The 20,749-nt window shown below is 74.4% G+C and carries 20 protein-coding genes; 15 read left to right on the top strand and 5 right to left on the bottom strand.

Annotated elements, in window-relative coordinates; translation table 11 throughout:
- The first annotated feature begins 628 nt into the window (after window positions 1–628).
- From A6A06_RS37910 to der, 10 genes are all read left to right on the top strand, one after another.
- On the top strand, window positions 629–1,501 hold the full coding sequence (locus A6A06_RS37910; protein WP_199931396.1) for a segregation and condensation protein A: 873 nt from the start codon (window positions 629–631) through the stop codon (window positions 1,499–1,501).
- A 14-nt stretch (window positions 1,502–1,515) separates the two neighbouring features.
- On the top strand, window positions 1,516–2,184 hold the full coding sequence (scpB, locus tag A6A06_RS37905; RefSeq protein ID WP_443333825.1) for an SMC-Scp complex subunit ScpB: 669 nt from the start codon (window positions 1,516–1,518) through the stop codon (window positions 2,182–2,184).
- Window positions 2,184–3,383 (top strand): pseudouridine synthase, encoded by a 1,200-nt coding sequence (locus tag A6A06_RS37900; protein ID WP_073768216.1) that lies wholly within the window; start codon window positions 2,184–2,186, stop codon window positions 3,381–3,383. Before scpB ends, A6A06_RS37900 begins: the two co-directional genes overlap by 1 nt.
- 101 nt (window positions 3,384–3,484) lie before the next feature.
- Window positions 3,485–4,495 carry an ADP-ribosylglycohydrolase family protein gene (locus A6A06_RS37895; RefSeq protein ID WP_073768214.1) on the top strand — a complete coding sequence of 337 codons (1,011 nt, stop codon included), beginning with the start codon at window positions 3,485–3,487 and terminating at the stop codon, window positions 4,493–4,495.
- Between the two features lie 216 nt (window positions 4,496–4,711).
- Window positions 4,712–5,191: a YidB family protein gene (locus tag A6A06_RS37890; protein WP_073768212.1), complete on the top strand. Its 480-nt coding sequence runs from the start codon at window positions 4,712–4,714 to the stop codon at window positions 5,189–5,191.
- Window positions 5,192–5,383: 192 nt separating this feature from the next.
- Complete coding sequence (gene aroH / locus A6A06_RS37885; RefSeq protein WP_073768210.1) at window positions 5,384–5,746, top strand: chorismate mutase; 363 nt, start codon at window positions 5,384–5,386, stop codon at window positions 5,744–5,746.
- Window positions 5,743–6,828: a prephenate dehydrogenase gene (locus A6A06_RS37880; RefSeq protein ID WP_073768208.1), complete on the top strand. Its 1,086-nt coding sequence runs from the start codon at window positions 5,743–5,745 to the stop codon at window positions 6,826–6,828. The genes aroH and A6A06_RS37880 overlap by 4 nt, the downstream gene beginning before the upstream one ends.
- A 145-nt stretch (window positions 6,829–6,973) precedes the next feature.
- Window positions 6,974–7,687 (top strand): (d)CMP kinase, encoded by a 714-nt coding sequence (gene cmk, locus A6A06_RS37875; RefSeq protein WP_242441141.1) that lies wholly within the window; start codon window positions 6,974–6,976, stop codon window positions 7,685–7,687.
- An 89-nt stretch (window positions 7,688–7,776) separates the two neighbouring features.
- Window positions 7,777–8,364, top strand: a complete 588-nt coding sequence (locus tag A6A06_RS37870) for a lysophospholipid acyltransferase family protein (protein ID WP_242441154.1) — start codon at window positions 7,777–7,779, stop codon at window positions 8,362–8,364.
- A 65-nt stretch (window positions 8,365–8,429) separates the two neighbouring features.
- Window positions 8,430–9,890, top strand: coding sequence for a ribosome biogenesis GTPase Der (gene der / locus A6A06_RS37865; RefSeq protein ID WP_073768202.1), 1,461 nt, complete (start codon window positions 8,430–8,432; stop codon window positions 9,888–9,890).
- A gap of 186 nt (window positions 9,891–10,076) precedes the next feature.
- Here the strand turns inward: der and A6A06_RS37860 are convergent, their stop codons facing one another.
- A complete protein-coding gene (locus tag A6A06_RS37860) occupies window positions 10,077–10,475 on the bottom strand; it encodes a hypothetical protein (RefSeq protein ID WP_073768200.1) in 399 nt (132 codons plus the stop codon).
- 161 nt (window positions 10,476–10,636) lie between these two features.
- On the bottom strand, window positions 10,637–11,455 hold the full coding sequence (locus A6A06_RS37855) for a hypothetical protein (RefSeq protein WP_199931395.1): 819 nt from the start codon (window positions 11,453–11,455) through the stop codon (window positions 10,637–10,639).
- 596 nt (window positions 11,456–12,051) lie between these two features.
- Between A6A06_RS37855 and A6A06_RS37850 the strand changes: the two genes are divergently transcribed.
- Complete coding sequence (locus tag A6A06_RS37850; RefSeq protein ID WP_073768196.1) at window positions 12,052–12,717, top strand: LysM peptidoglycan-binding domain-containing protein; 666 nt, start codon at window positions 12,052–12,054, stop codon at window positions 12,715–12,717.
- Between the two features lie 160 nt (window positions 12,718–12,877).
- Window positions 12,878–13,351: a transglycosylase family protein gene (locus A6A06_RS43665; RefSeq protein WP_338015983.1), complete on the top strand. Its 474-nt coding sequence runs from the start codon at window positions 12,878–12,880 to the stop codon at window positions 13,349–13,351.
- Here the strand turns inward: A6A06_RS43665 and A6A06_RS37840 are convergent.
- The 3 genes from A6A06_RS37840 to A6A06_RS37830 are packed head-to-tail and all read right to left on the bottom strand — an operon-like array spanning window position 13,317 to window position 17,303.
- On the bottom strand, window positions 13,317–14,018 hold the full coding sequence (locus tag A6A06_RS37840; RefSeq protein WP_073768192.1) for an ABC transporter ATP-binding protein: 702 nt from the start codon (window positions 14,016–14,018) through the stop codon (window positions 13,317–13,319). The genes A6A06_RS43665 and A6A06_RS37840 overlap by 35 nt on opposite strands.
- A gap of 43 nt (window positions 14,019–14,061) precedes the next feature.
- Entirely contained in the window at window positions 14,062–16,722 is a 2,661-nt protein-coding gene (locus A6A06_RS37835) for an ABC transporter permease subunit (protein WP_073768190.1), read from the bottom strand.
- Window positions 16,719–17,303, bottom strand: a complete 585-nt coding sequence (locus A6A06_RS37830; RefSeq protein ID WP_073768188.1) for a hypothetical protein — start codon at window positions 17,301–17,303, stop codon at window positions 16,719–16,721. Before A6A06_RS37830 ends, A6A06_RS37835 begins: the two co-directional genes overlap by 4 nt.
- Window positions 17,304–17,416: 113 nt before the next feature.
- Between A6A06_RS37830 and A6A06_RS37825 the strand changes: the two genes are divergently transcribed.
- The 3 genes from A6A06_RS37825 (at window position 17,417) to A6A06_RS37815 (ending at window position 20,719) form a co-directional block, all read left to right on the top strand.
- A complete protein-coding gene (locus A6A06_RS37825; RefSeq protein WP_079194620.1) occupies window positions 17,417–17,974 on the top strand; it encodes a hypothetical protein in 558 nt (185 codons plus the stop codon).
- Complete coding sequence (locus tag A6A06_RS37820) at window positions 17,952–19,283, top strand: ABC transporter substrate-binding protein (RefSeq protein WP_073768186.1); 1,332 nt, start codon at window positions 17,952–17,954, stop codon at window positions 19,281–19,283. Before A6A06_RS37825 ends, A6A06_RS37820 begins: the two co-directional genes overlap by 23 nt.
- A 455-nt stretch (window positions 19,284–19,738) precedes the next feature.
- The gene (locus tag A6A06_RS37815; protein ID WP_242441140.1) at window positions 19,739–20,719 is read left to right on the top strand and encodes a hypothetical protein; all 981 of its coding nucleotides are present in this window, start codon (window positions 19,739–19,741) and stop codon (window positions 20,717–20,719) included.
- Window positions 20,720–20,749 lie beyond the last annotated feature (30 nt).

Genomic DNA, 20,749 nt, shown 5'->3' with positions numbered 1-20,749 from the left:
GACACCGTGTACGTCAACGGTGACAACATCGTGAACCCAGATACCCGGCTGCTCTGCGGGGATGGCCCCCTACGCACCCCCTCACGTTGTTTGGCGACTGCGGCCAGCTGGGGGGAGTTTTTCGATCACCCGCGTGCCCGCCCACCGCGTGGTGAGGCTCACGGGGTGGAGGCGGGGGCGGCCGTGGCGTCACCCGGCGCGGGTGCGCACCCACGGCGTGCTGACCCAGCCGCCGCGCTCCGCGCGGCGGGCTCAGTCCACCGCGCTGCGCGCGGTGGACGCGGCCCCGGCCCCTGCGCTGCGCGCAGGGGTATGTGAGCCACGATGGCGGGAGAGCCGCAATCCGGCCGGGCTCGGGTCCACGCAGGGGTCTCCCCGCAGAGCAGCCGGGTATCTGGGTTCACTATGTAGTCACCGGTGACGTACACGGTGTCGTGGGGGTCCCCCCGGCCGAAGGCTGGGGGAGAGTGACCCCGTCCGCGTGGGCCCGAGCCCCCACCCACCGGACCCCACGCGCACAACGCCCACCCCCACCGCGCAAGCACCCCCCATCGCGGCGCGCCCGGCGATTCGGCTGGCCCCCGGGGCGGATACGCTGGCCGGGACCGAACTCCCCCTATGGACCGCGATGCCGACGACCGAAGATCATGCCCCGCCCGTTGAGGGTGGTGAGGCCGGTGACGGGAAGTTCACCGTTCGGCTGGAGAATTTCGAGGGGCCCTTCGATCTTCTGCTTCAGCTGATCTCCAAGCACAAGATGGACGTCACCGAGGTCGCCCTGTCCAGGGTGACGGACGAGTTCATGGCGTACATCCGGGCCATGGGGCCGGACTGGGACCTCGACCAGACCACGGAGTTCCTGGTGGTCGCGGCGACGCTGCTCGACCTGAAGGCGGCGCGGCTGCTGCCCGTGGCCGAGGTGGAGGACGAGGCGGATCTCGCGCTGCTGGAGGCGCGTGACCTGTTGTTCGCGCGGCTGCTGCAGTATCGCGCGTACAAGCGCATCGCGGACATCTTCAGCGCGCGCCTGGAGGACGAGGGGCGCCGTCATCCCCGTACCGTCGGACTGGAACCGCACCATGCGGAGCTGCTGCCCGAGGTCGCCATCAGCATCGGGGCGGAGGGCTTCGCCCGGCTGGCTGTGAAAGCGATGCAGCCCCGGGCCAGGCCGCAGGTGTACGTCGACCACATCCACGCGCCGCTGGTCAGCGTCAGGGAGCAGGCGGAGGTGCTGGTGGCGCGGCTGCGCGCCGTGGGGGAGGCGGGTTTCGCGGAGCTGGCCGGGGACGCGCCGGACACGCTGACCGTCGTCGCCCGCTTTCTCGCGCTGCTGGAGTTGTACCGGGAGCGGGTGGTGGAGCTGGACCAGGACCAGGCTCTGGGGGCGCTGACGGTCCGGTGGACTGGCGGTGCGGAGAGCGCGCCGGTCGTGACGGACGAGTTCGACCGGGAGGCCGGGCCGGAGGCCCGGGTGGGTGCGGAAGGTGAGGACGCGGGGTGAGTGAGGTGGCGGTGGTGGTGCAGACGGCTCAGGGGGACGAGGGCGGGCCGGAGGATCAGCGCGCCCCGGTGGGGGCGCTCGGTGTCGCGGACCTGGAGCTGCGGCCGGCGCTGGAGGCGGTGCTTATGGTCGTGGACGAGCCCGCGACCGAGGAGCACCTGGCCAGGGTGCTGGAGCGGCCCCGCAGGGAGGTGGCGCTCGCGTTGCGGGAGCTGTCGGAGGACTACACCCGGCAGGGGCGCGGGTTCGACCTGCGGCTGGTGGCCGGGGGGTGGCGGTTCTACACCCGGCCCGCGTACGCGGACGCCGTGGAGAGCTTCGTGCTGGACGGCCAGCAGGCACGGCTGACGCAGGCCGCATTGGAGACTCTGGCCGTGGTCGCGTACCGTCAGCCGGTCAGCCGTTCCCGGGTCTCGGCCGTACGCGGGGTGAACTGTGACGGTGTGATGCGCACCCTTCTCCAGCGTGGTCTGGTGGAGGAGACGGGGACGGAACCTGAAACAGGTGCGATCCTGTACAGGACGACGAACTACTTTCTGGAGCGGATGGGCCTGCGTGGCCTGGACGAGCTCCCGGAGCTCGCTCCCTTCCTCCCGGAGGCGGAGGCGGTCGAGGGCGATTCCCGGGAAGGTGTTCCGTCGTTCGACGTAGACGACAGCGGCGACTCTCAGACGGATCATTGATGCGAAGCAGCGGCAGGAACGACAGGGACGCCGGTAGGGGCAACAACTACCGGGGTGCGGGCAACAAGAAGGACGAGAAGCAGCAGCGCGCAGGCCGGCCCCGTCCCGAGGAGCGCCGCTACGACGTGGGCGAGGGCGGACAGGGCCGCGGCGACGGCGCGGGCCGTGGCGGCTCCGGCGGTTCCGGCGGCCGTGGCGGTTCGGGCGGCGGCCGTGGCGGCGCCCAGGGCGGCCGTGGTGGCGCTCCGGACCGTGGCGACGAGCGCAGGGGCCGCGGCGCGGCTGCCCGCGGCGGCGCCAAGGGCGGTCCTCGTACGAGCCCGAAGAGCGGCGGCAAGCCGGGCGGCAAGGGGCAGCCGCCGCGTGGCCGCGGGCAGGCTCCGGCGCGGCCCCGTGAGTACGACGCGCAGGTGGAGGAGCGCAACCGCGCCCGTCACAGCAAGCCGCAGATCAAGACGCCGAAGACGTTCGGTGACCAGGAGGGCGAGCGCCTGCAGAAGGTGCTGGCCCGTGCGGGCATGGGCTCGCGCCGCGCGTGCGAGGAGCTGATCGACCAGGCGCGGGTCGAGGTCAACGGGCAGGTCGTCATGGAGCAGGGCGTGCGCGTCGACCCGGAGAAGGACGAGGTCAAGGTGGACGGCCTGACGGTCGCCACGCAGTCGTACCTCTTCTTCGCGCTGAACAAGCCGGCCGGTGTCGTCTCGACGATGGAGGACCCGGACGGGCGCCAGTGCCTGGGCGACTACGTGACCAACCGCGAGACGCGGCTGTTCCACGTGGGCCGGCTGGACACGGAGACCGAGGGCATCATCCTGCTCACCAACCACGGCGAGCTGGCCCACCGGCTGACCCACCCGCGGTACGGCGTGAAGAAGACCTACCTGGCCGCGATCCAGGGCCCGCTCCCGCGTGACCTGGGCAAGCAGCTCAAGGACGGCATCCAGCTGGAGGACGGCTACGCGCGCGCCGACCACTTCCGGGTGGTGGAGAACACCGGCAAGAACTACCTGGTCGAGGTGACCCTCCACGAGGGCCGCAAGCACATCGTGCGGCGGATGCTGGCCGAGGCGGGCTTCCCGGTCGACAAGCTGGTGCGGACGGCCTTCGGCCCGATCTCGCTGGGCGACCAGAAGTCGGGCTGGCTGCGGCGGATGACCAACACCGAGGTCGGCATGCTGATGCGCGAGGTCGAGCTCTAGGGGCCGGAGGGCCGGAGGGCCGGGAGCTGGGCCCTCGGCTCCTTGCCGGTTGGTGGAACCACCTCTTATTGTCACTGTGACGATTAAGGGGTGGTTCTTTCATGTCGTCCGCCGCGACCGGATCGCTCATCGGGCTGGCGCTCGGTGACGCGCTCGGGTTTCCGACCGAGTTCGACGACGTACCCGCGATCCTCGCCAAGAGCGGCCCGTGGCGCGGGATGGCGCTGCCCGACCCGGCGTACGTCACCGACGACACGCAGATGACGATCGCCCTCGGGCTCGGCCTGCGCAAGGCCATGGCGGCCGCGCACGGCGGTCTGGACGCCGCGCACCTGCTCCCGCCCGTACGGCGGAACTACGTCGACTGGTGGCGCTCCCCGGACAACAACCGGGCGCCCGGCAACACCTGCCTCACCGCCTGCCGCCTGCTCAGCGACGGCGCGCGGCCATGGGTGGAGGCCAGCCGCACCGGCTCGAAGGGGTGCGGCGCGAACATGCGGGTGGCGCCCGTGGGGCTGGTGCCGAAGCTGAGCCGGGAGCAGCGTTCCGGGGCCGCGCAGCTCCAGTCCGCGCTCACGCACGGGCACCCGACCGCGCTCGCCGCCAGCGACCTGACGGCGTACGCCGTGCACCTGCTCGCGCAGGGCGCCCGGCCGGACGAGCTGACCGGGCTGCTGCGCTCGTACGCGGTCGAGAGCCGTACCGTCTACCGCGCCGACTGGCTCGGCGACCTGTGGCGGCATGCCCGGGACCCGGCTCCGGAGCACTTCATCGCGCGCGGCTGGGACGAGTGCCTCGGCGCCCTGGACCGGCTGGACGCCGCGCTGCGCGCCCCCGACCCGGAGGCCGACCCGTGCCTGGCCACCGGCGCCGGGTGGATCGCCGAAGAGGCGCTCGCCACCGGCCTGTTGTGCTTCCTGCTCTTCCCCGCCGAGCCGCTGACCGCGCTGCGCCGGGCCGCCTGCTCCTCCGGCGACTCCGACTCGATCGGCTGCCTCGCCGGTGCCTTCGCCGGTGCCCATCTGGGCGCCGGGGCGTGGCCCGCGGAGTGGGCGGACCGGATCGAGTACCGCGACCAGCTGGTGGGGCTGGGGAAGGTGTGGGATGTGTGACGGCGCGCCGGACCGCCGTGGTCCGCGGTGCGGGCGCGGCCCGCGGCCGGGGACCGCGTGAGGGGGGATTGTGGCTGGTGGGAGCGGTCTGCGCCAGCCGGATTCCGGGTGGCGCAAACGCCGGGCGCCGGTACGTTGGATAGACGTCACGCGTCGCGTAAGCCCCGGAGCCGGTGTCTCGTCGAGACTGCCAGGAATTCGTGGAAAGGCACGGACATGACAGGATCACCAGATCTCGGGAGACTGCGGGGACGGCTGCCCGGCGGCGGTCCGGGCGGCGTGACGGCAGGTCTCATCGGCTCGCTGATGGGGGCGCTCGGCGGCACCGGCCCCGGGGGGCACGGCCCAGCCGGCCACGGGGGCGGCCACGGGGGCGGCCACGGCGGCCATGGAGGCGCCATACAGACCGTGCTCGGCAAACTCCTCCAGGGAGAGCTGGGACGGCAGGCGCATTCCTGGGTGGGCCGCGGCGCCAACGAGCCGGTCACCCCCGAAGAGGTCGAACAGGCGCTGCCCGGCGAGACCCTGCGGCGGATAGCCGAGGAGAACGGCGTCAGCGCTCGGGAAGCGGCCCAGCAGCTCGCGCACACCCTGCCGCAGGCCGTGGACCGGCTGACACCCGACGGCGAGATACCCCAGGACCCCGCGCTCCGGGACCTCGCCGCCCGCCGGTACCGGACCGTCGGACAGCGGTAGTCCCGGCCCCGGAGGTGTCCGGGACCCGTTTCCGGACGGGCGCCGCGTTCCGTCCCCGGCCGGTCCGTGTCTCGCGGACCGGGCGGCGTCGTGCTCCGCTCCCGTACCTGGCTAGGCTGACGGGGAGGAAAACGGCGGCGGGCGCGGGGCGCGTGCCGGGCGCCGTACACGGAAAGTCAGGGGAGCGGTGACGTGGCGGTACGAGCGGTACGCGGGGCCGTGCAACTGGAGCGGGACGAGGCCGGACACATGCACGAGCAGGTGTCCGCGCTGCTGACGGCCGTCATGGAGCGCAACGCCCTGGCCCCGGACGACCTGATCAGCGTGTGGTTCACCGCCACCCCCGACCTGCACAGCGACTTCCCCGCGGTCGCCGCCCGGCAGCTGGGCATCAGCGACGTCCCGCTGATCTGCGCGCAGGAACTGGACATCGCGGGCGCCATGCCGCGCGTGGTGCGCGTCCTCGCGCACATCGAGACCGACCGCACCAAGGCCGAGGTCGCACACGTCTACCTCGGTGCCGCCGGCGCCCTCCGGAAGGACATCGCCCAGTGAGGACCGCGCTCGTCATCGGCACCGGCCTGATCGGTACCTCCGTCGCCCTCGCGCTGCACGGCCGCGGCGTCCAGGTGTACCTGGACGACCACGACCCGGATCAGGCCGAGACCGCCGCCGCGCTCGGCGCGGGCACGGCCGAGGAGCCGCCCGGCCCGGTCGACCTGGCCGTGGTGGCCGTACCGCCCGCGCACGTCGCGCCGTCGCTGGCCGCGCTGATGCGGCGGGGCGCCGCCCGCGCCTACCTCGACGTGGCCAGCGTCAAGGGCGGCCCGCGCCGTGAGCTGGAGGCGCTGGGCTGCGACCTGACGGCGTACCTCGGCACGCACCCGATGGCGGGCAAGGAACGCTCCGGACCGCTCGCCGCCACCGCCGACCTCTTCGAGGGGCGCCCCTGGGTGCTGACCCCGGCCGAGGGCGGCGACACCGAGGTGCTCAACCTGGCGCTGGAGCTGGTCGCGCTGTGCCGCGCGGTGCCCGTCGTCATGGAGGCGGACGCCCACGACCGGGCCGTGGCCCTGGTCTCGCACACGCCGCAGCTGGTCTCCAGCCTGGTCGCCGCCCGCCTCCAGAGCGCGGACGAGACCGCGGTACGGCTGTGCGGGCAGGGGATCAGGGACGTGACGCGGATCGCCGCGTCCGCGCCCCGTATGTGGATGGACATCCTCTCGGCCAACCCGGGGCCGGTCGCCGACGTGCTCAGCGAGGTCTCGGCCGACCTGGAGCAGACCGTACGGGCACTGCGCGCGCTGGACGCCGCCGACGAGGACCGGCGCGCCGAGGGCGCGCGCGGCGTCGAGGACGTGCTGCGGCGCGGCAACGCGGGCCGCGAGCGGGTGCCGGGCAAGCACGGCGCCGCCCCGGCCGCGTACGAGATCGTCGCGGTGCACATCGGCGACCAGCCCGGCGAGCTGGCCCGCGTCTTCGCGGACGCCGGCCGGGCCGCGGTCAACATCGAGGACGTGCGCATCGAGCACGCCACCGGCCAGCAGGCGGGCTTCATCCAGCTCATGGTGGAGCCGCAGGCGGCACCGGTGCTCGCGGCGGAGCTGCGCGAGCGCGGCTGGTCGATACGGCAGTAGCCGGGGTCCGGCGCCCGGGGCGGGGCCGATACGGAGGCGGGGGCGTACGGGCTGCACGGTGCGCCGCTGCTTGCCAGTAACCTTGTGCGGGGCCCCACGCGGCGGCCCCTGTCCCGCCCCGTGATCGAGGAAGGTGCCCGACACCGTGGAAACCCCCGCCCGGACCGCCCCGGCTGCAGTGATTGTCGCCATCGACGGCCCCGCAGGCACGGGCAAGTCCAGCACCTCCAAGGCCGTCGCCGCCAAGCTGGGGCTGGGCTACCTGGATACCGGTGCCCAGTACCGCGCGATCACGTGGTGGATGCTGAGCAACGGCCTCGACGTGAAGGACGCCGTCGCCGTGGCGGACGCCTCGGTCAAGCCCGTGATCGTCTCCGGTACCGACCCGGCCGCGCCGACGATCACCGTGGACGGCCTGGACGCCGCGGGCCCGATCCGCACCCAGGAGGTCACCTCGGCCGTCAGCGCCGTCAGCGCGGTCGCCGAGGTACGGACCCGGATCACCGAGCTGCAGCGGGAGATCGCCGCCGCGGCCCCGGAGGGCATCGTCGTCGAGGGCCGGGACATCGGCAGCACCGTGCTGCCCGACGCCGACCTGAAGATCTTCCTCACCGCGTCGCCGGAGGCCCGCGCGGCCCGCCGCAGCGGTGAGCTGACCGGCAAGGACGCCGCCGACCTGGCGGCCACCCGCGAGGCCCTGGTCAAGCGGGACGCGGCCGACTCCTCCCGTAAGACCTCGCCGCTGGCCAAGGCCGCCGACGCGGTCGAGGTGGACACCACCGACCTCACGCTGGAGCAGGTCATCGAGTGCGTGGTCACCCTGACCGAGGCGGCGATGGCCGCGAAGGCGGCGCGGTGACGCGCAGCGGCGCGGCAGCGGGCGCGGGCGGCGGCCGGGCGCCCAGCGCGGGCGGCGCCGCGGTCGGGCGGCGCATCGGCATTGGCCTGATGTACGGGCTGTGGAAGCCGCGGGTGCTGGGCGCCTGGCGGGTGCCGTCGGCCGGCCCGGTGATCCTCGCGGTCAACCACGCGCACGGTCTGGACGGCCCGATGCTGATGGGCACCGCGCCGCGGCCGGTGCACTTCCTGATCAAGAAGGAAGCGTTCGTCGGCCCGCTGGACCCGTTCCTGCGCGGCATCGGCCAGCTGAAGGTGGACCGCTCCGGCACCGACCGGAAGGCCGTCACCGACGCGCTGGCCGTGCTGGAGAACGACGGTGTGCTGGGGATCTTCCCCGAGGGCACCCGGGGCGAGGGCGACTTCGCCTCGCTGCGCGCGGGCCTCGCGTACTTCGCGGTGCGCTCCGGCGCGCCCGTGGTGCCGGTGGCCGTGCTGGGCAGCGCGGAGCGCCGGAGCCGGGCGATAAAGGCGGTGCCGCCGCTGCGCAGCCGTGTCGACGTCGTCTTCGGCGACGCCTTCGCGGCGGGCGACGGCAGCGGCCGGCGCACCCGTACGGCGCTGGACGCGGCGACGCTGCGGATACAGGAGCGGCTGACCGCTCACCTTGCCCAGGCCAGGCGCCTGACCGGGCACTGAACGAGACTTGAACGGCGGCCCGCGGACGAGCGGGCACCGATGACGGAGAACGAGGAACGGACTTCATGAACGACCAGACCCCCACCGGCGACGAGCACGGTGCGCTTGGTGACGCCGAGTACACGGAGTTCATGGAGCTCGCCGCGCAGGAGGGCTTCGACCCGGAGGAGGTCGGCGGCGACATCGCCGCGGCCGGGCACGGCCCGCTGCCCGTCCTCGCCGTCGTCGGCCGCCCCAATGTCGGCAAGTCGACTTTGGTGAACCGCATGATCGGCCGCCGCGAGGCGGTCGTCGAGGACCGGCCCGGCGTCACCCGCGACCGGGTCACCTACGAGGCCGACTGGAACGGCCGCCGCTTCAAGGTCGTCGACACCGGCGGCTGGGAGCAGGACGTGCTGGGCATCGACGCCTCGGTGGCGATGCAGGCCGAGTTCGCGATCGAGGCCGCCGACGCGGTGGTCTTCGTCGTCGACGCCAAGGTCGGCGCCACCGACACCGACGAGGCCGTCGTCAAGCTGCTGCGCCGGGCCGGCAAGCCCGTCGTGCTGGTCGCCAACAAGGTGGACGGGCCGTCCGGCGAGGCGGACGCCGCCATGCTGTGGTCGCTCGGCCTCGGCGAGCCGCACCCGGTCTCCGCGCTGCACGGCCGCGGCACCGGCGACATGCTGGACGCCGCCCTCGACGCGCTGCCCGAGGCGCCCGCGCAGACCTTCGGCGGCCCGCTCGGCGGGCCGCGCCGGATCGCGCTGATCGGCCGCCCGAACGTCGGCAAGTCCTCCCTGCTGAACAAGGTCGCCGGCGAGGAGCGGGTGGTCGTCAACGAGGTGGCCGGCACCACTCGCGACCCGGTCGACGAGCTGATCGAGCTGGGCGGCAAGACCTGGAAGTTCGTGGACACCGCGGGCATCCGCAAGCGCGTCCACCTCCAGGAGGGCGCCGACTACTACGCCTCGCTGCGTACCGCGGCCGCCGTGGAGAAGGCCGAGGTCGCGGTCGTCCTGATCGACGCGAGCGAGTCCATCAGCGTCCAGGACCAGCGGATCATCACGATGGCCGTGGAGGCGGGCCGCGCGCTGGTCATCGCGTACAACAAGTGGGACCAGCTGGACGAGGAGCGCCGCTTCTACCTGGAGCGGGAGATCGAGCGGGACCTCGTGCAGATCCCGTGGGCGATGCGGGTCAACGTCTCGGCGCGCACCGGCCGGCACATGGAGAAGCTGGTCCCGGCGATCGAGACGGCGCTGGACGGCTGGGAGACCCGCGTCCCCACCGGCCGGCTGAACGCCTTCCTCGGCGAGATCGTCGCCTCCCACCCGCACCCGATCCGGGGCGGCAAGCAGCCGCGCATCCTCTTCGGCACGCAGGCGGGCACCAAGCCGCCGCGGTTCGTGCTCTTCGCCTCCGGCTTCCTGGAGGCCGGCTACCGCCGCTTCGTCGAGCGCCGGCTGCGTGAGGAGTTCGGCTTCGAGGGGACGCCGATCCACATCTCCGTACGGGTGCGCGAGAAGCGCAGCAAGAAGAAGTAGCCGCCGTCGCAACGGCGGACGGTGGCGGGGCGGCTCCTGGGGGCCGCCCCGCCACCGTTTTTCGTGCGCGGGAGTCACGGGATGTGCGGGCGTACGAGGATGTGCGGGGCGTACAGGGTTGTGCGGGGCGTACAGGGATGTGCGGGCGTACGAGAGCAGGTGGGGCCTAGGAGGGCGTGCGGGCGGTCAGTGGCCGTGCGGGCGGTACTCGCGGGGCGCCGGCGGCAGCGCCGGAGGGAAGTGGCCCCGGTGGTGGCCGCCCCCGTGGTGCGGGTGGCCGTGGTACTGCTGGCGGGGGACCGGCTCCCAGTGGCCGGCCGACGGGAGGTGGCCGGTCGCGGTGGTCGTGCGGCCCCAGATGCTCCGCATCGCCTCGGCGCTCAGCCCTTCCTCCCCGCTCCGGTCCCCCGGCAGCGCGCGGAAGGAGCGGCGGTACTCGGCGTACAGCGAGTCGTAGATCGGCGTGGCCGAGGCGGGGGCGGGGTGGGGGGCCGCCATGGTCGCCGTGGTCGCGTCGTGCGACGGGCGCATACCGGGGATCTGGTAGGGATACGGGACGCGGGAGGAGGGGTCGTATGCGTGCACGTCTGTGCCAACGACCCGGATGCTCCCGGGATGCGGGCTCTGCGAAGAATCGGCTGATCGGCGGGGAGTGCGACCGGCTCGCGGCCCTGGCGGGCAGCGGCGCCCCGGCTCCGTCCCGTGCGGGGCGGAGCCGGGGCGCCTGAAGGCGGGAGCCGTCCCGGTCAGGTGCCCGCCAGCGGCATGGAGGCGGCCACCAGCCGGTCCTCGGCGGCGGCCTTCTCCATGGCCTCCCGCATCAGGTCCTCCCGCGGCTGGTGGCCGACGGCGCCCACCGGCGCCGCGTACACCAGGACGGTGCGGGCCTTGGCGGCGGCGGCGCGCCAGCCGTCCGAGACGGGCAGCGGCTGGTGGGCCTGCCACCAGGAGCTGGGCTGGCCGCCGTCGGCGCCCGGCTGGAGGATGGCGTGCAGCTGCCCGGCGGCCAGCAGCACCGACCAGCCCGGGTTGGGGGAGGGCAGTACGGCCATGTCGGCGACCGGGGCGAAACCGTGCTCCAGGAGCAGCGGGAGGAACGCGTCGCCCGGTTCGGTGGAGCCGGGGCGGGCGATGGGCCCGGCGGGCTCGACGACCAGCGCGGGCCGCAGGTCGTTCTCGACCAGGACCAGGCCGCAGGTGACACCGAGTGTCGCCTGCCGGTGCTCGCCGGGGAGGGCGGCGAACGGGGTGGCGGGCGGCGGTCCGGCGGGCTCGGCGGCCCGGCCGTCCTCGCCGGTGATGGAGCGCACGGCGCCCTGGAGCTGCTCCTCGGAGACCGGCACGACCTGCGAGGGGATGCACGACGCGTGGGCGAAGGCGAGCACCGCGGTCTCCTCGCCCACGAACAGGACGGTGCTGGTGCGCTCCTGGTCGCTGTCGCCGGGGGTGCGGCAGGAGGTGCAGTCGTAGTTGCCGGGGGCGTTGCCACCGGCCAGCAGGCGGTCGGCTTCTTCGTCACCGATCTCGGCGCGAACGTCGTCACTGACGTCGAGCATGCGCGGCACGGATGGCTCCTCGATCGTTGCGCGGGCTGCCGGGGGCCCCCGGCTCGTACCAGGACAACGGGCGATCTGTGGCAGGAGTCACGCGCGGCCGGGTACGGAATCGAACCGTTCGAAGCGGAGTGTGAGCTATGGACCGGAATCGATCACTCCCTGCCAACTTGTGCTGTGGGCACGGAAGTTGAGCTGGTGAGGTGGGTCACAGATCGTCGGGGTGTCAGGGTGACAAATGCGGAAATCAAGGAATCAAGTGGGTGGCCGGATTTGGCTGATACCTCCGGTAACGCCTGACTGGCCAGGTGGGACGGCGCCACGGTTGATAACAGGGCGTGAGCCTCCCTAGATTCTCCGGCCGTGTGCACCGAGCACCACCCGGGGACGCCCGCCGTCCGCATCCACCGCCGGCCCGCACCACGGCCGGCACGCCACGCGAGACACGGCACACGAGCCGAGTCGTGTGGCACCGGATGCACCGTACGCAGCACTACCGAGCACGACCGGCACCACCCCGCGGCGGGCGGGGTGCCGCGGTCCGCGGACGCAAGAAGCGTCCGCGCCACGGCACCAGGGGGACTCCCGGGGCCGTGGAGAGGGATTCCATGCCTTTTTCGAAGGGCGTCATACGCCGTGACATCGCCGCGCTCGCCGGGGCGGCCCTGGTGGCCCCGCTCGCGCTGGTGGCCGCCACCGCCGGACCGGCGCAGGCGGCGGACGGCGGAGTGTGGGACCGCATCGCCCGCTGCGAGAGCGGCGGCAACTGGCACATCAACACCGGCAACGGCTTCTCGGGTGGCCTCCAGTTCACCCACAGCACTTGGCGCGCACACGGCGGCGGCGCTTACGCACCGACCGCCGCCGGAGCCAGCCGCGCCCAGCAGATCGCCGTGGCCTCCAGAGTCCAGGCGTCCCAGGGCTGGGGCGCCTGGCCCACCTGCTCCGCACGCGCCGGTGCGTACGGGAGCGCGCCCAAGGCACCCAAGGCGTTCCGTTCCGGCCAGAGCAGCAGCGGCAAGCGGTACGTGCACAAGGACGTGCGCCGCGACGTGGGCGCCAAGGTCGGCAAGAAGGCGCGCGGCTTCGGCGGGCACGCCGACCGCGGCAGGTCGCGGGCCGGCACCGGTGGGTACACGGTGCGGCAGGGCGACACGCTCAGCCGGATCGCCGCCGCGCACAACGTGGGCTGGCGCCAGCTGTACGCCGCGAACCGGGCCGTCGTCGGCGGCGACCCCAACATGATCGTCCCGGGCCAGCGGCTCACGCTCTGAGCCACGGGGCCGCCCCGCGGCACGCGCGGGCAGCACGACGGCCCCGCCCTCGGCACCGTACGCCGAACGCCCCACCCGGCCGTCCACCGACCGGGTGGGGCGTCGCGCTGTCCGGGCGCGGCGGCGCGGGCACCCGCGCACCCCTGTTTAGCGTGACGCGATGTCCCATTCTTTTCGGGCGCTGATGCCCAAGCGCCGCGCGAAAGCCGGCCGTCGCAGAGCGGCCGTCCTGTCCCTCGTCCCAGCGGTCGTCCTGTTGTGCGCGCCCGGCGGCGTGCAGGCGCAGGACACCGCACCCCACCTGCCGTCCCCGGCGGGCTGCTCCCTCAGGAAAGGGCCGTGGAACTGCATCGCCGAGTGCGAGAGCGGCGGTGACTGGCGCAAGAACTCCGGCAACGCGTTCTACGGAGGACTGCAGTTCCGGCAGTCGACCTGGAAAGAGCACGGCGGCCTGGCCTACGCGCCACGCGCCGACCTCGCCACCCGCGAGCAGCAGATCGCCGTCGCGGAGCGGGTGCTGCGCAGGCAGGGCTGGTCGGCCTGGCCGTACTGCGCCAAGCGGTACGGGCTCAAGAAGGGGGACCGTGCGCTGCCCGTGCTCATCGGCCGGGTGGTGACGCCGGGCCGGCTCTGAGCCCGGGGAACCGGGCGGCCTCGGCCGGTTCCCCGCCGAAGGCGACGCTGCCGCGCCGCAGGACGTACGCGACCGTGGCGGCGCGGCACAGGGCGGGCGGCAGCGCCTGCTCGGCGACGAGGACGGTGCGTCCGGCGGCCGCGAGTTCGCCGAGCAGCGCGTGCGTCCGTGCTGTGACGGCCGGTGACATGCCCTGGGCCGGTTCGTCCAGGAGGAGGAGCCGGGCCGGGCCGGCCAGCGCGCGGGCCATGGCGAGCATCCGCTGTTCGCCGCCGGAGAGGGTGCCCGCGCGGCGGCCGAGCAGCGCGCGCAGCTGCGGGTAGGCATCCAGGGCCGGGCCGACGGCGCCGTCCGGCGCGGCGAGTTCGAGCTGCTCGCCGACGGAGAGTGAGCTGAATACGGCGCCGCGGTCGGGCACCAGGGCCAGCCCGCGGCGCGCGCGTGCGTGCGCGGGCATCCGGGTGATGTCCGTACCGCGCCACACGATGCGCCCGGCGGTGAGCGGTACGGTTCCCGCCAGCGCGCGCAGGACCGTGGTGCGGCCGGAACCGTTGCGCCCGAGGAGCACGGTGACCCGGGCAGCGGGCACGGCCAGGTCGACGCCGTGCAGGGCCTCCAGGGAGCCGTACCGGACGCGGGCTGCGCACAGGGCCGTCTCGATGCTCATGGCGCGGGCGCTCCGGTCCGCCGCCCCGCACGGCTCTGCCCGGTCACGGCCGCGGCTCCGCCAGGACGCGGCGGGCGGGGCCGCGGGTCACGATCCGGCCCTCCGCCATCGCGTAGACCGTGTCGGCCAGACCGGCGACCAGATCGAGGTCGTGCTCGACGACGAGCAGCGCCGTGCCGTCGGCCGCCACGGCGCGCAGCACGTCGGCGAGCGCGGCCACCTCGGCGCTGTCCAGGCCCGCGGCGGGCTCGTCCAGCAGGAGGGTGCGCGGGCGGCCGGCGAGGGCGCGGGCCAGTTCGACGCGGCGCAGGGTGCCGGTGTCCAGGCCCGCGACGGGTGCGCCACGCAGCGGCCCGTCGAGGGAGAGCAGGTCCAGGGCCCGGCCGGTGGCGGCGGCCGGGTCCGGTACGCCGCTCTGCTCGGCGCCGACCCGGACGTTCTCGGCCACGGTCATCCCTTCGAACACGGCGAGCTGCTGGAAGGTCCGGGCCAGTCCGAGGCGGGCCCGGACGTGCGCGGAGCGGTGGGTGATGTCGGCCCCGCCGAGCAGTACCCGCCCGGCGGCCGGGCGCAGCGTGCCGCACAGACAGTGGAACAGGGTGCTCTTGCCCGCGCCGTTGGGCCCGATGAGCGCGGTGATCCGGCCCGGCGCCACGGTCAGGTCGACACCGTCCAGGACGGTGAAGCCGTCGTAACGGGCGTGCAGAGCGCGGGCGGTGAGACGGCCGGAAGGGGTGGGGGAGGAGGGAAGGGCAGGTGTGGGAGGGGTCTGTGGGGTACGGGGTCCGGGTTCGTGCGGCGCGGGGCGGTGGGGCCCGGAGGCACGCGGCGGCGCCAGCCTCGCCCGTATGCGCTCTCCCAGGGGCGTCAGCCGTGGCTCCGGCATCGCGGACAGGCGGGCGGCGGCATCGCGCAGGGCGGCGTACGGGCCGTGCGGGAGCCGTCCGGCCAGTACGGCGAGAACGCCGATCACCGCGGCCGCCGCGCCGCCCTCGGCCCCCTCGTCCAGGCCGAGCAGCAGCACCGCGGCGGCGGGCGCCGCCAGCAGGCTGTCGGCGCCCAGGACCAGCACGGCCGCGAACCACAGCAGGCCGCGGACCGGGTCGTAGGACGCCGGGTCGAAGGTGCGCAGTGCCATGCCGAGCATCCCGCCGCCCAGCGCGGCCAGGGCGGCGCCCACCGCGAAGGCCGCCAGCTTGAGGGCCGGTACGGGCACACCGGCGGCGGCCGCCCCCGGCTCGTGGTCGCGCATCGCGGCCAGCGCGCGCCCGGTGCGGCCACGGCGCAGCGCCGCCACGCCGAGCAGCGCGAGGCCGAGCAGGGCCAGTTCGAGGACGTAGTACGCGCGGTCGTCGGTGAGACCGGCGGGGCGGTCGAGGGGGAGACCGGCGGTGGCGTACGGCTGGGCGAAGACGAACCGGCTGACGGCGACGCCGAAGGCGAGGGTGGCCAGGGCCGTCGCGAGACCGTGCCGCCGCAGCGCGGGCCAGCCGGTGAGCAGGCCGAGCGGCGCGGTCAGCAGTACGGCCAGCAGCAGGGCGGGCAGCCCGGGGACGGCCGGCAGGCCGGGGAAGCGGCCCGCCACGAGCAGCGCGGTGAACAGGGCGCCCAGTCCGGCGTACGCGGCCTGGCCCAGGGAGATCTGGCCGCCGCGCCCGGTGACGACCACCAGGGAGAGCAGCACCACCGCGAGCGCCGGTACCTGTGTGGCGGTGCGCAGGTCACCGTCCGCGAAACCGAGGGGCAGCAGGAAGAGGATGCCGCAGACCAGCCAGGCGCGGCCCGCGCCGTCGGGGAGTCGGCCGGTGCGCAGGGCGAAGGCGGTGTGGGGCGCGTCCGGCAGGGCGCGGGGGACACCGAGGCCGCGCAGGGCCAGGGCGGCGGCCAGCAGGGCCACGACGAACAGGTTGGCGCCGACGGCCTGGAGGAGCGGTTCCAGGCTGCCGCCCGGATGCAGCCGGGTGAGCTGGCTCTGCGCGACGCCGATCCCCAGGGCCACCACCACCGCCACCGGCAGGCTGCGCAGCCCGGCCGCCACCGCGACCGCCATCACCTCCATCACCAGCAGCGGCAGCCCGTACGGATCCAGGCGCAGCAGCGGAGCCAGCAGGACGCCCGTCAGCCCGGCGGTGAAGGAGCCGAAGGCCCAGCCGGCGGCGGCGACCCGGTCGGCGTCGATGCCGCCGAGGACGGCGAGCGGACGGTTGTCGACGACGGCGCGCAGCTCGCGTCCGAAGCGGGTCCGGCGGGTGACCGCGGCGACCCCGGCGGCCAGGGTGACGGCCGTGCCGAGCTGCACCCAGGGGTCGTCGGGCAGCAGCGCGGGCGCGTCCGCGCGGGCCCCCGGGCCCCAGACCAGGCCCGCGCCGCCGACCAGGAGGACGAAGACGCCCAGGGAGGCGACCAGGGTGCGGGCGGGGCCCGCACCCTGCACGGACAGCGGGCGGAAGACGGCGCGGTCCAGCACGAGTCCGATGCCCGGGGCGACGACGAGGAGGGTGACGGCGGCGGCGAGCGGCAGCGGCCAGTTCCAGCCGACCGCCAGCTGCCGCAGGACGTAGGCGCACACCATGGCGACGGCGCCGTGCGCGAAGTTCAGCACGCCGGTGGCCCGGTAGGTGACGATCAGTCCGATGCCGGTGAGCGCGGCGGCGCTGCCCACCGCGAGGCCCGCCAGGGTGAGGTCGTACGAGAGCGAACTCACCGCCCCGTACCGGGGTGCGGGGTGTCCGGTTCGCAGACGGGGCAGGGCGCCGGCGGTTCCGCCGTATTCCGCGGGCCGTCGGCGGGCCGGGCGTCCGGCCGTCCCGCCACGAGGGGGCAGCCGGGCCGGTGCAGCAACGTTCCGCCGGGCACGGTGAGCGGCGGGCCCGCGTCCGCTCCGGCGCTCTCCGGTGCGGACGGAGTCCCGTTCGCCGCCGGAACCCCCTCGGTCCCCGTTGCGGCCCTCTCCGTCCCCGCCGGAATCTCCGCCCTTTCCGCGGGATTCCGGTCGGGTTCGTAAGGATTCCGGTCGGGTTCGTACGCGACCAGCAGCCCGTACAGCTCCTCGACGCGCGCCGCCGCCAGGCCCTGGTCGCCCCGTGCCACCAGCACCGCCCCCGCGATGATCAGCGCGGCGCCCGGGATCGAGCAGGACGCCAGGAACGGGATCTGGCGCTCGGCGAACCGCTCGCCGGAGACGCCGTACCAGCCGACCGCGCACAGCACCGCCCCGCCCGCCAGCGCCGCCCAGCCGCCCCACGGGGCCAGGCGCGCCCCGAACCGTGTTCGCGCGTTGCGCATCACGCCCCCTCGCGGCTTTCGGCGAATGCCTGCACTATGCCCTGTGGGAACAGCACCTAGAAGGCTTGTGCCAGACCGGCTCCGGGCGGTCGCGACGACAGGCGGTGGTGTACATGACGGTCCGTGGGGGGCGTGCGCGGCGGGCCCCGGCGCTGGTGACAGCGGCGGTGCTGCTGATGACGGCCGGGGCGGCGGGTTGCAGCGACGCCGAGGACAGCGGGCAGCGCGCGCCCAGCGGGGCGCCCTCCGGCTCGCAAGGCGCCGGTACGGCAACGGCGACCGCCGGTACGCCGTCCTCCTCGGGCGCGGCTCCGGCCGATCCGGCCGCCGCCGAGAAGGAAATCAAGGAGAACTGGCAGAAGTTCTTCGACCCGAAACTGTCCAACGCGGAGAAGGCGAAGTACCTCCAGAACGGCGAGGAACTCCAGCTGCTGCTGGAAGCGTTCAACGGCGACCAGCGGGGACGGCAGGTCGCGGCGCGGGTGTCCGCCGTACGGTTCACCTCGGCGACCGAGGCCGACGTGACGTACAGCCTCACCCTCAAGGGCGCCACCGCGCTGCCGAACGCCAAGGGCGCCTCCGTCTACCAGGACAAGGTGTGGAAGGTGGCGCTCAAGACGCTGTGCGCGCTGGTGGGCATGAGCGGCAATGCGGACGCGCCGGGCTGCTGAGGCGGCCGGTGCCGCCGCCGCGGCGCTGCTGCTCGCGCTGACCGCGGCCTGCGGCAGCAGACTGCCGGAGAGCGACTTCGAACACCGCGGGACCGCGCCCGCCTCCGGCCGGGCGCCGGAGCCGATCGTCGTCGGGATCATCACCAGTACGACGAGCCCGGTGGGCGGCGAGGCGTTCACCGGGCCGCGGGACGGCGCGCTCGCCCACTTCGCGGCACTGAACGCGCGAGGCGGTGTCAACGGACGGCCGGTGCGCGCCGTGACCTGCGACGACGGGGGCAGCGGCGTCGGCAACAACGCGTGCGTGCACAAACTCCTCGCCGAGGACAAGGTGTTCGCGCTGGTCGCGACCACCGCGCTGGACTACGCGGGCGCGCCCCGCGTCTCCGCCGCGGGCGTCCCCGACATCGGGGGACAGCCGGTCGGCGCCGCGTACGACACCTATCCGCACCTGTACGGGATCTACGGCAGCCGGGCGCCGCGGGACGGCAAGGCGGCGGGCTGGGGCGGGAAGCTGTACGGCGGCACGGAGGTCTACCGCTACTTCAAGCGTGCGCAGCGGGCCCGCAGCGCCGCCGTCGTCTCCTACAACCAGGCGGCGTCCGCCGCGTACGCGCGGCTGATCGTGCGCGGTCTGGAGGCCGAGGGGTACGAGGTGACCGGTGAGCAGGTCGACTTCGCGCTGCCCAACTTCCCCGCGGTCGCCGCCGGGCTGCGTGACCGGGGTGCCGATCTGGTCTTCGACGCGATGGACACGCACGGCAACGCGCAGCTGTGCGAGGCGATGGACGCGGCGGGTGTCCGGCCGACCGCGAAAGTCACGAACGTACAGAACTGGTCGGACTCGGTCGCGAAGGATTACCAGGACTCGCCGGGCTGCCGCAACGCCCTGTGGGCCACCGGCGCCAGCCGCAACTACGACGATCCGGGGAGCGGGCCGGGCGGCGCGGCGGTACGGGACTTCCGCGCCGGGATGGCCCGGTACACCGAGGGAGGACCGCTGTCGCAGTGGCAGCTGGAGGGCTGGGCGGCGGCGATGTGGTTCGCCGACGCGGCGCGTTCCTGCGGGCAGCGGCTCACCCGCGCGTGCGTGGAGCGCTTCGTCGGGCAGGGCGCCCCCTACACCGCCCGCGGCCTGCTGCTTCCCGCCTCGTACCGGCCGCTGGCCGAGCCGCCGGCCACCGACCGCACCTGCCTGTCGGTCGCCCGCTGGCGGGACGCGGCACGCGGCGGCCGGGGCGGCTGGGTCACCCAGGGCGACATGGACACCACCTGCTTCACCGTCCCCCAGCTTCCGTACCGCCCCTGAGCGCCCCGCAGGTGCCGACGGGCCCGCTCCGCATGCACGGGGACCCCGGCGGGCCCAGCCGGTGGCTGCACACCTCGTGACGGGACGCCCCGGGACGGCTTAGCTTGTGGCGATACAGCACGACACCGGGCCGACGATCAAGGGCTGGGGAAAGTTCCCCGACACCGCTACCGATGTCCTAACTCTTTCGGAACAAGTTGGCCATAGGCCTCAACCCGGAACCCGGAACCACGGTCTAACCGTTCAACGGGCGGACGACGGTACGCGTCCGCGATGACCGAGGGACACGGGGACGGAACACCGGGACGGATGCACAGCTCATTCGTGATGCACCACGCCCACGGCATCGGGGGGACGGTCCGGACCGGCGCCCGACGGACACGACCCCACCCGGAGCAGGGGGCGTACGCCACCGAGAACGCGGCGCAGGCCGCTGTGAGAGGGGTGCGGAGGGTATGAACGCGTCGACGCAACTGCCCGTGACGGGCGCCGGGACAGCCGGTCCCGGAACTGTCGCTCCCGCGCGGACCGAGGCCACGGCCGCGGACCCCGCCGACCCGGGCGCCACGGCCGCCGGCCGCGGTGCCCGCACGCCGGACGGGGCCGCCCAGCCGCTCCGCGCGGACTGCATCGCCGACTCCGCCGGCGGACTGACCTTCGACATCACCGCCCCGCAGGGCACCAGGCCGGTCTGGAGCGCGGCACTGGTCCTCAGCCCGCGCGACGGCGGCGCGGAGGAGGAACTGCGCCTGCCGCTCGGCCCGAACGGCTCCGGACGGCTGCGCGCCGTGCTGCCCAGCACCGTCGCGCTCCCCGAGGGCCGCTGGAACGTCTACGCCGACCTCGGCGACGGCCGCGAGCCGCAGCGGCTGCTGCCCGGCGTCAACGACCTGCGCTCGCTGGTGGACCGCCGCCCGCTGGCCGGTATCGGCCGGCTCGGCGTGCGCATCCCGTACACGACCAGGTCCGGCAGTCTCGCGCTGCGCAGCTGGCTGCGCGGACCGCACGCCGAGGCCGGGGACGTCTGCGTCGACGCCGGCGGCGTGACGGTGGCCGGCCGCCTCTACGGCGCCGCCCTCGGCCCCGGCGCCCGCGCCGAGGCCACGCCCCGCCGCGGCACCGCGGAAGCGGCCGGCGCGGCCCCGGTCATCACCGTCCCGCTCACCGGCGACGGCCCCGAGTTCGCCTTCACCCTGCCCTACACACAGCTCGCGGAGTGCTGGCACGGCGGCAGTGAGCGCTGGGACCTGTGGCTGCGCGTGGCGGGGGAGGCCGAGCCGGTCCGTATCGCCCGGCTGCTCGACGACGTACCGGAGAAGAAGGAAGTCATCATCTACCCGGCGCTGCCCGTCGGCGGCCCGTCGGGGCAGCTGAGCATCGGCCCCTCCTACACCCGCGACAACGACCTGACGGTCCGGGTCACAGGAGACGGGTGACGCGTGACGGACGGGACGGGCGAGGGGTGA

This window comes from Streptomyces sp. CB02923, assembly GCF_001905005.1.
Classification (GTDB): domain Bacteria; phylum Actinomycetota; class Actinomycetes; order Streptomycetales; family Streptomycetaceae; genus Streptomyces.
The sequence above is the reverse complement of the archived record's forward strand: the minus strand, read 5'-3'. Positions and strand labels throughout refer to the sequence as shown.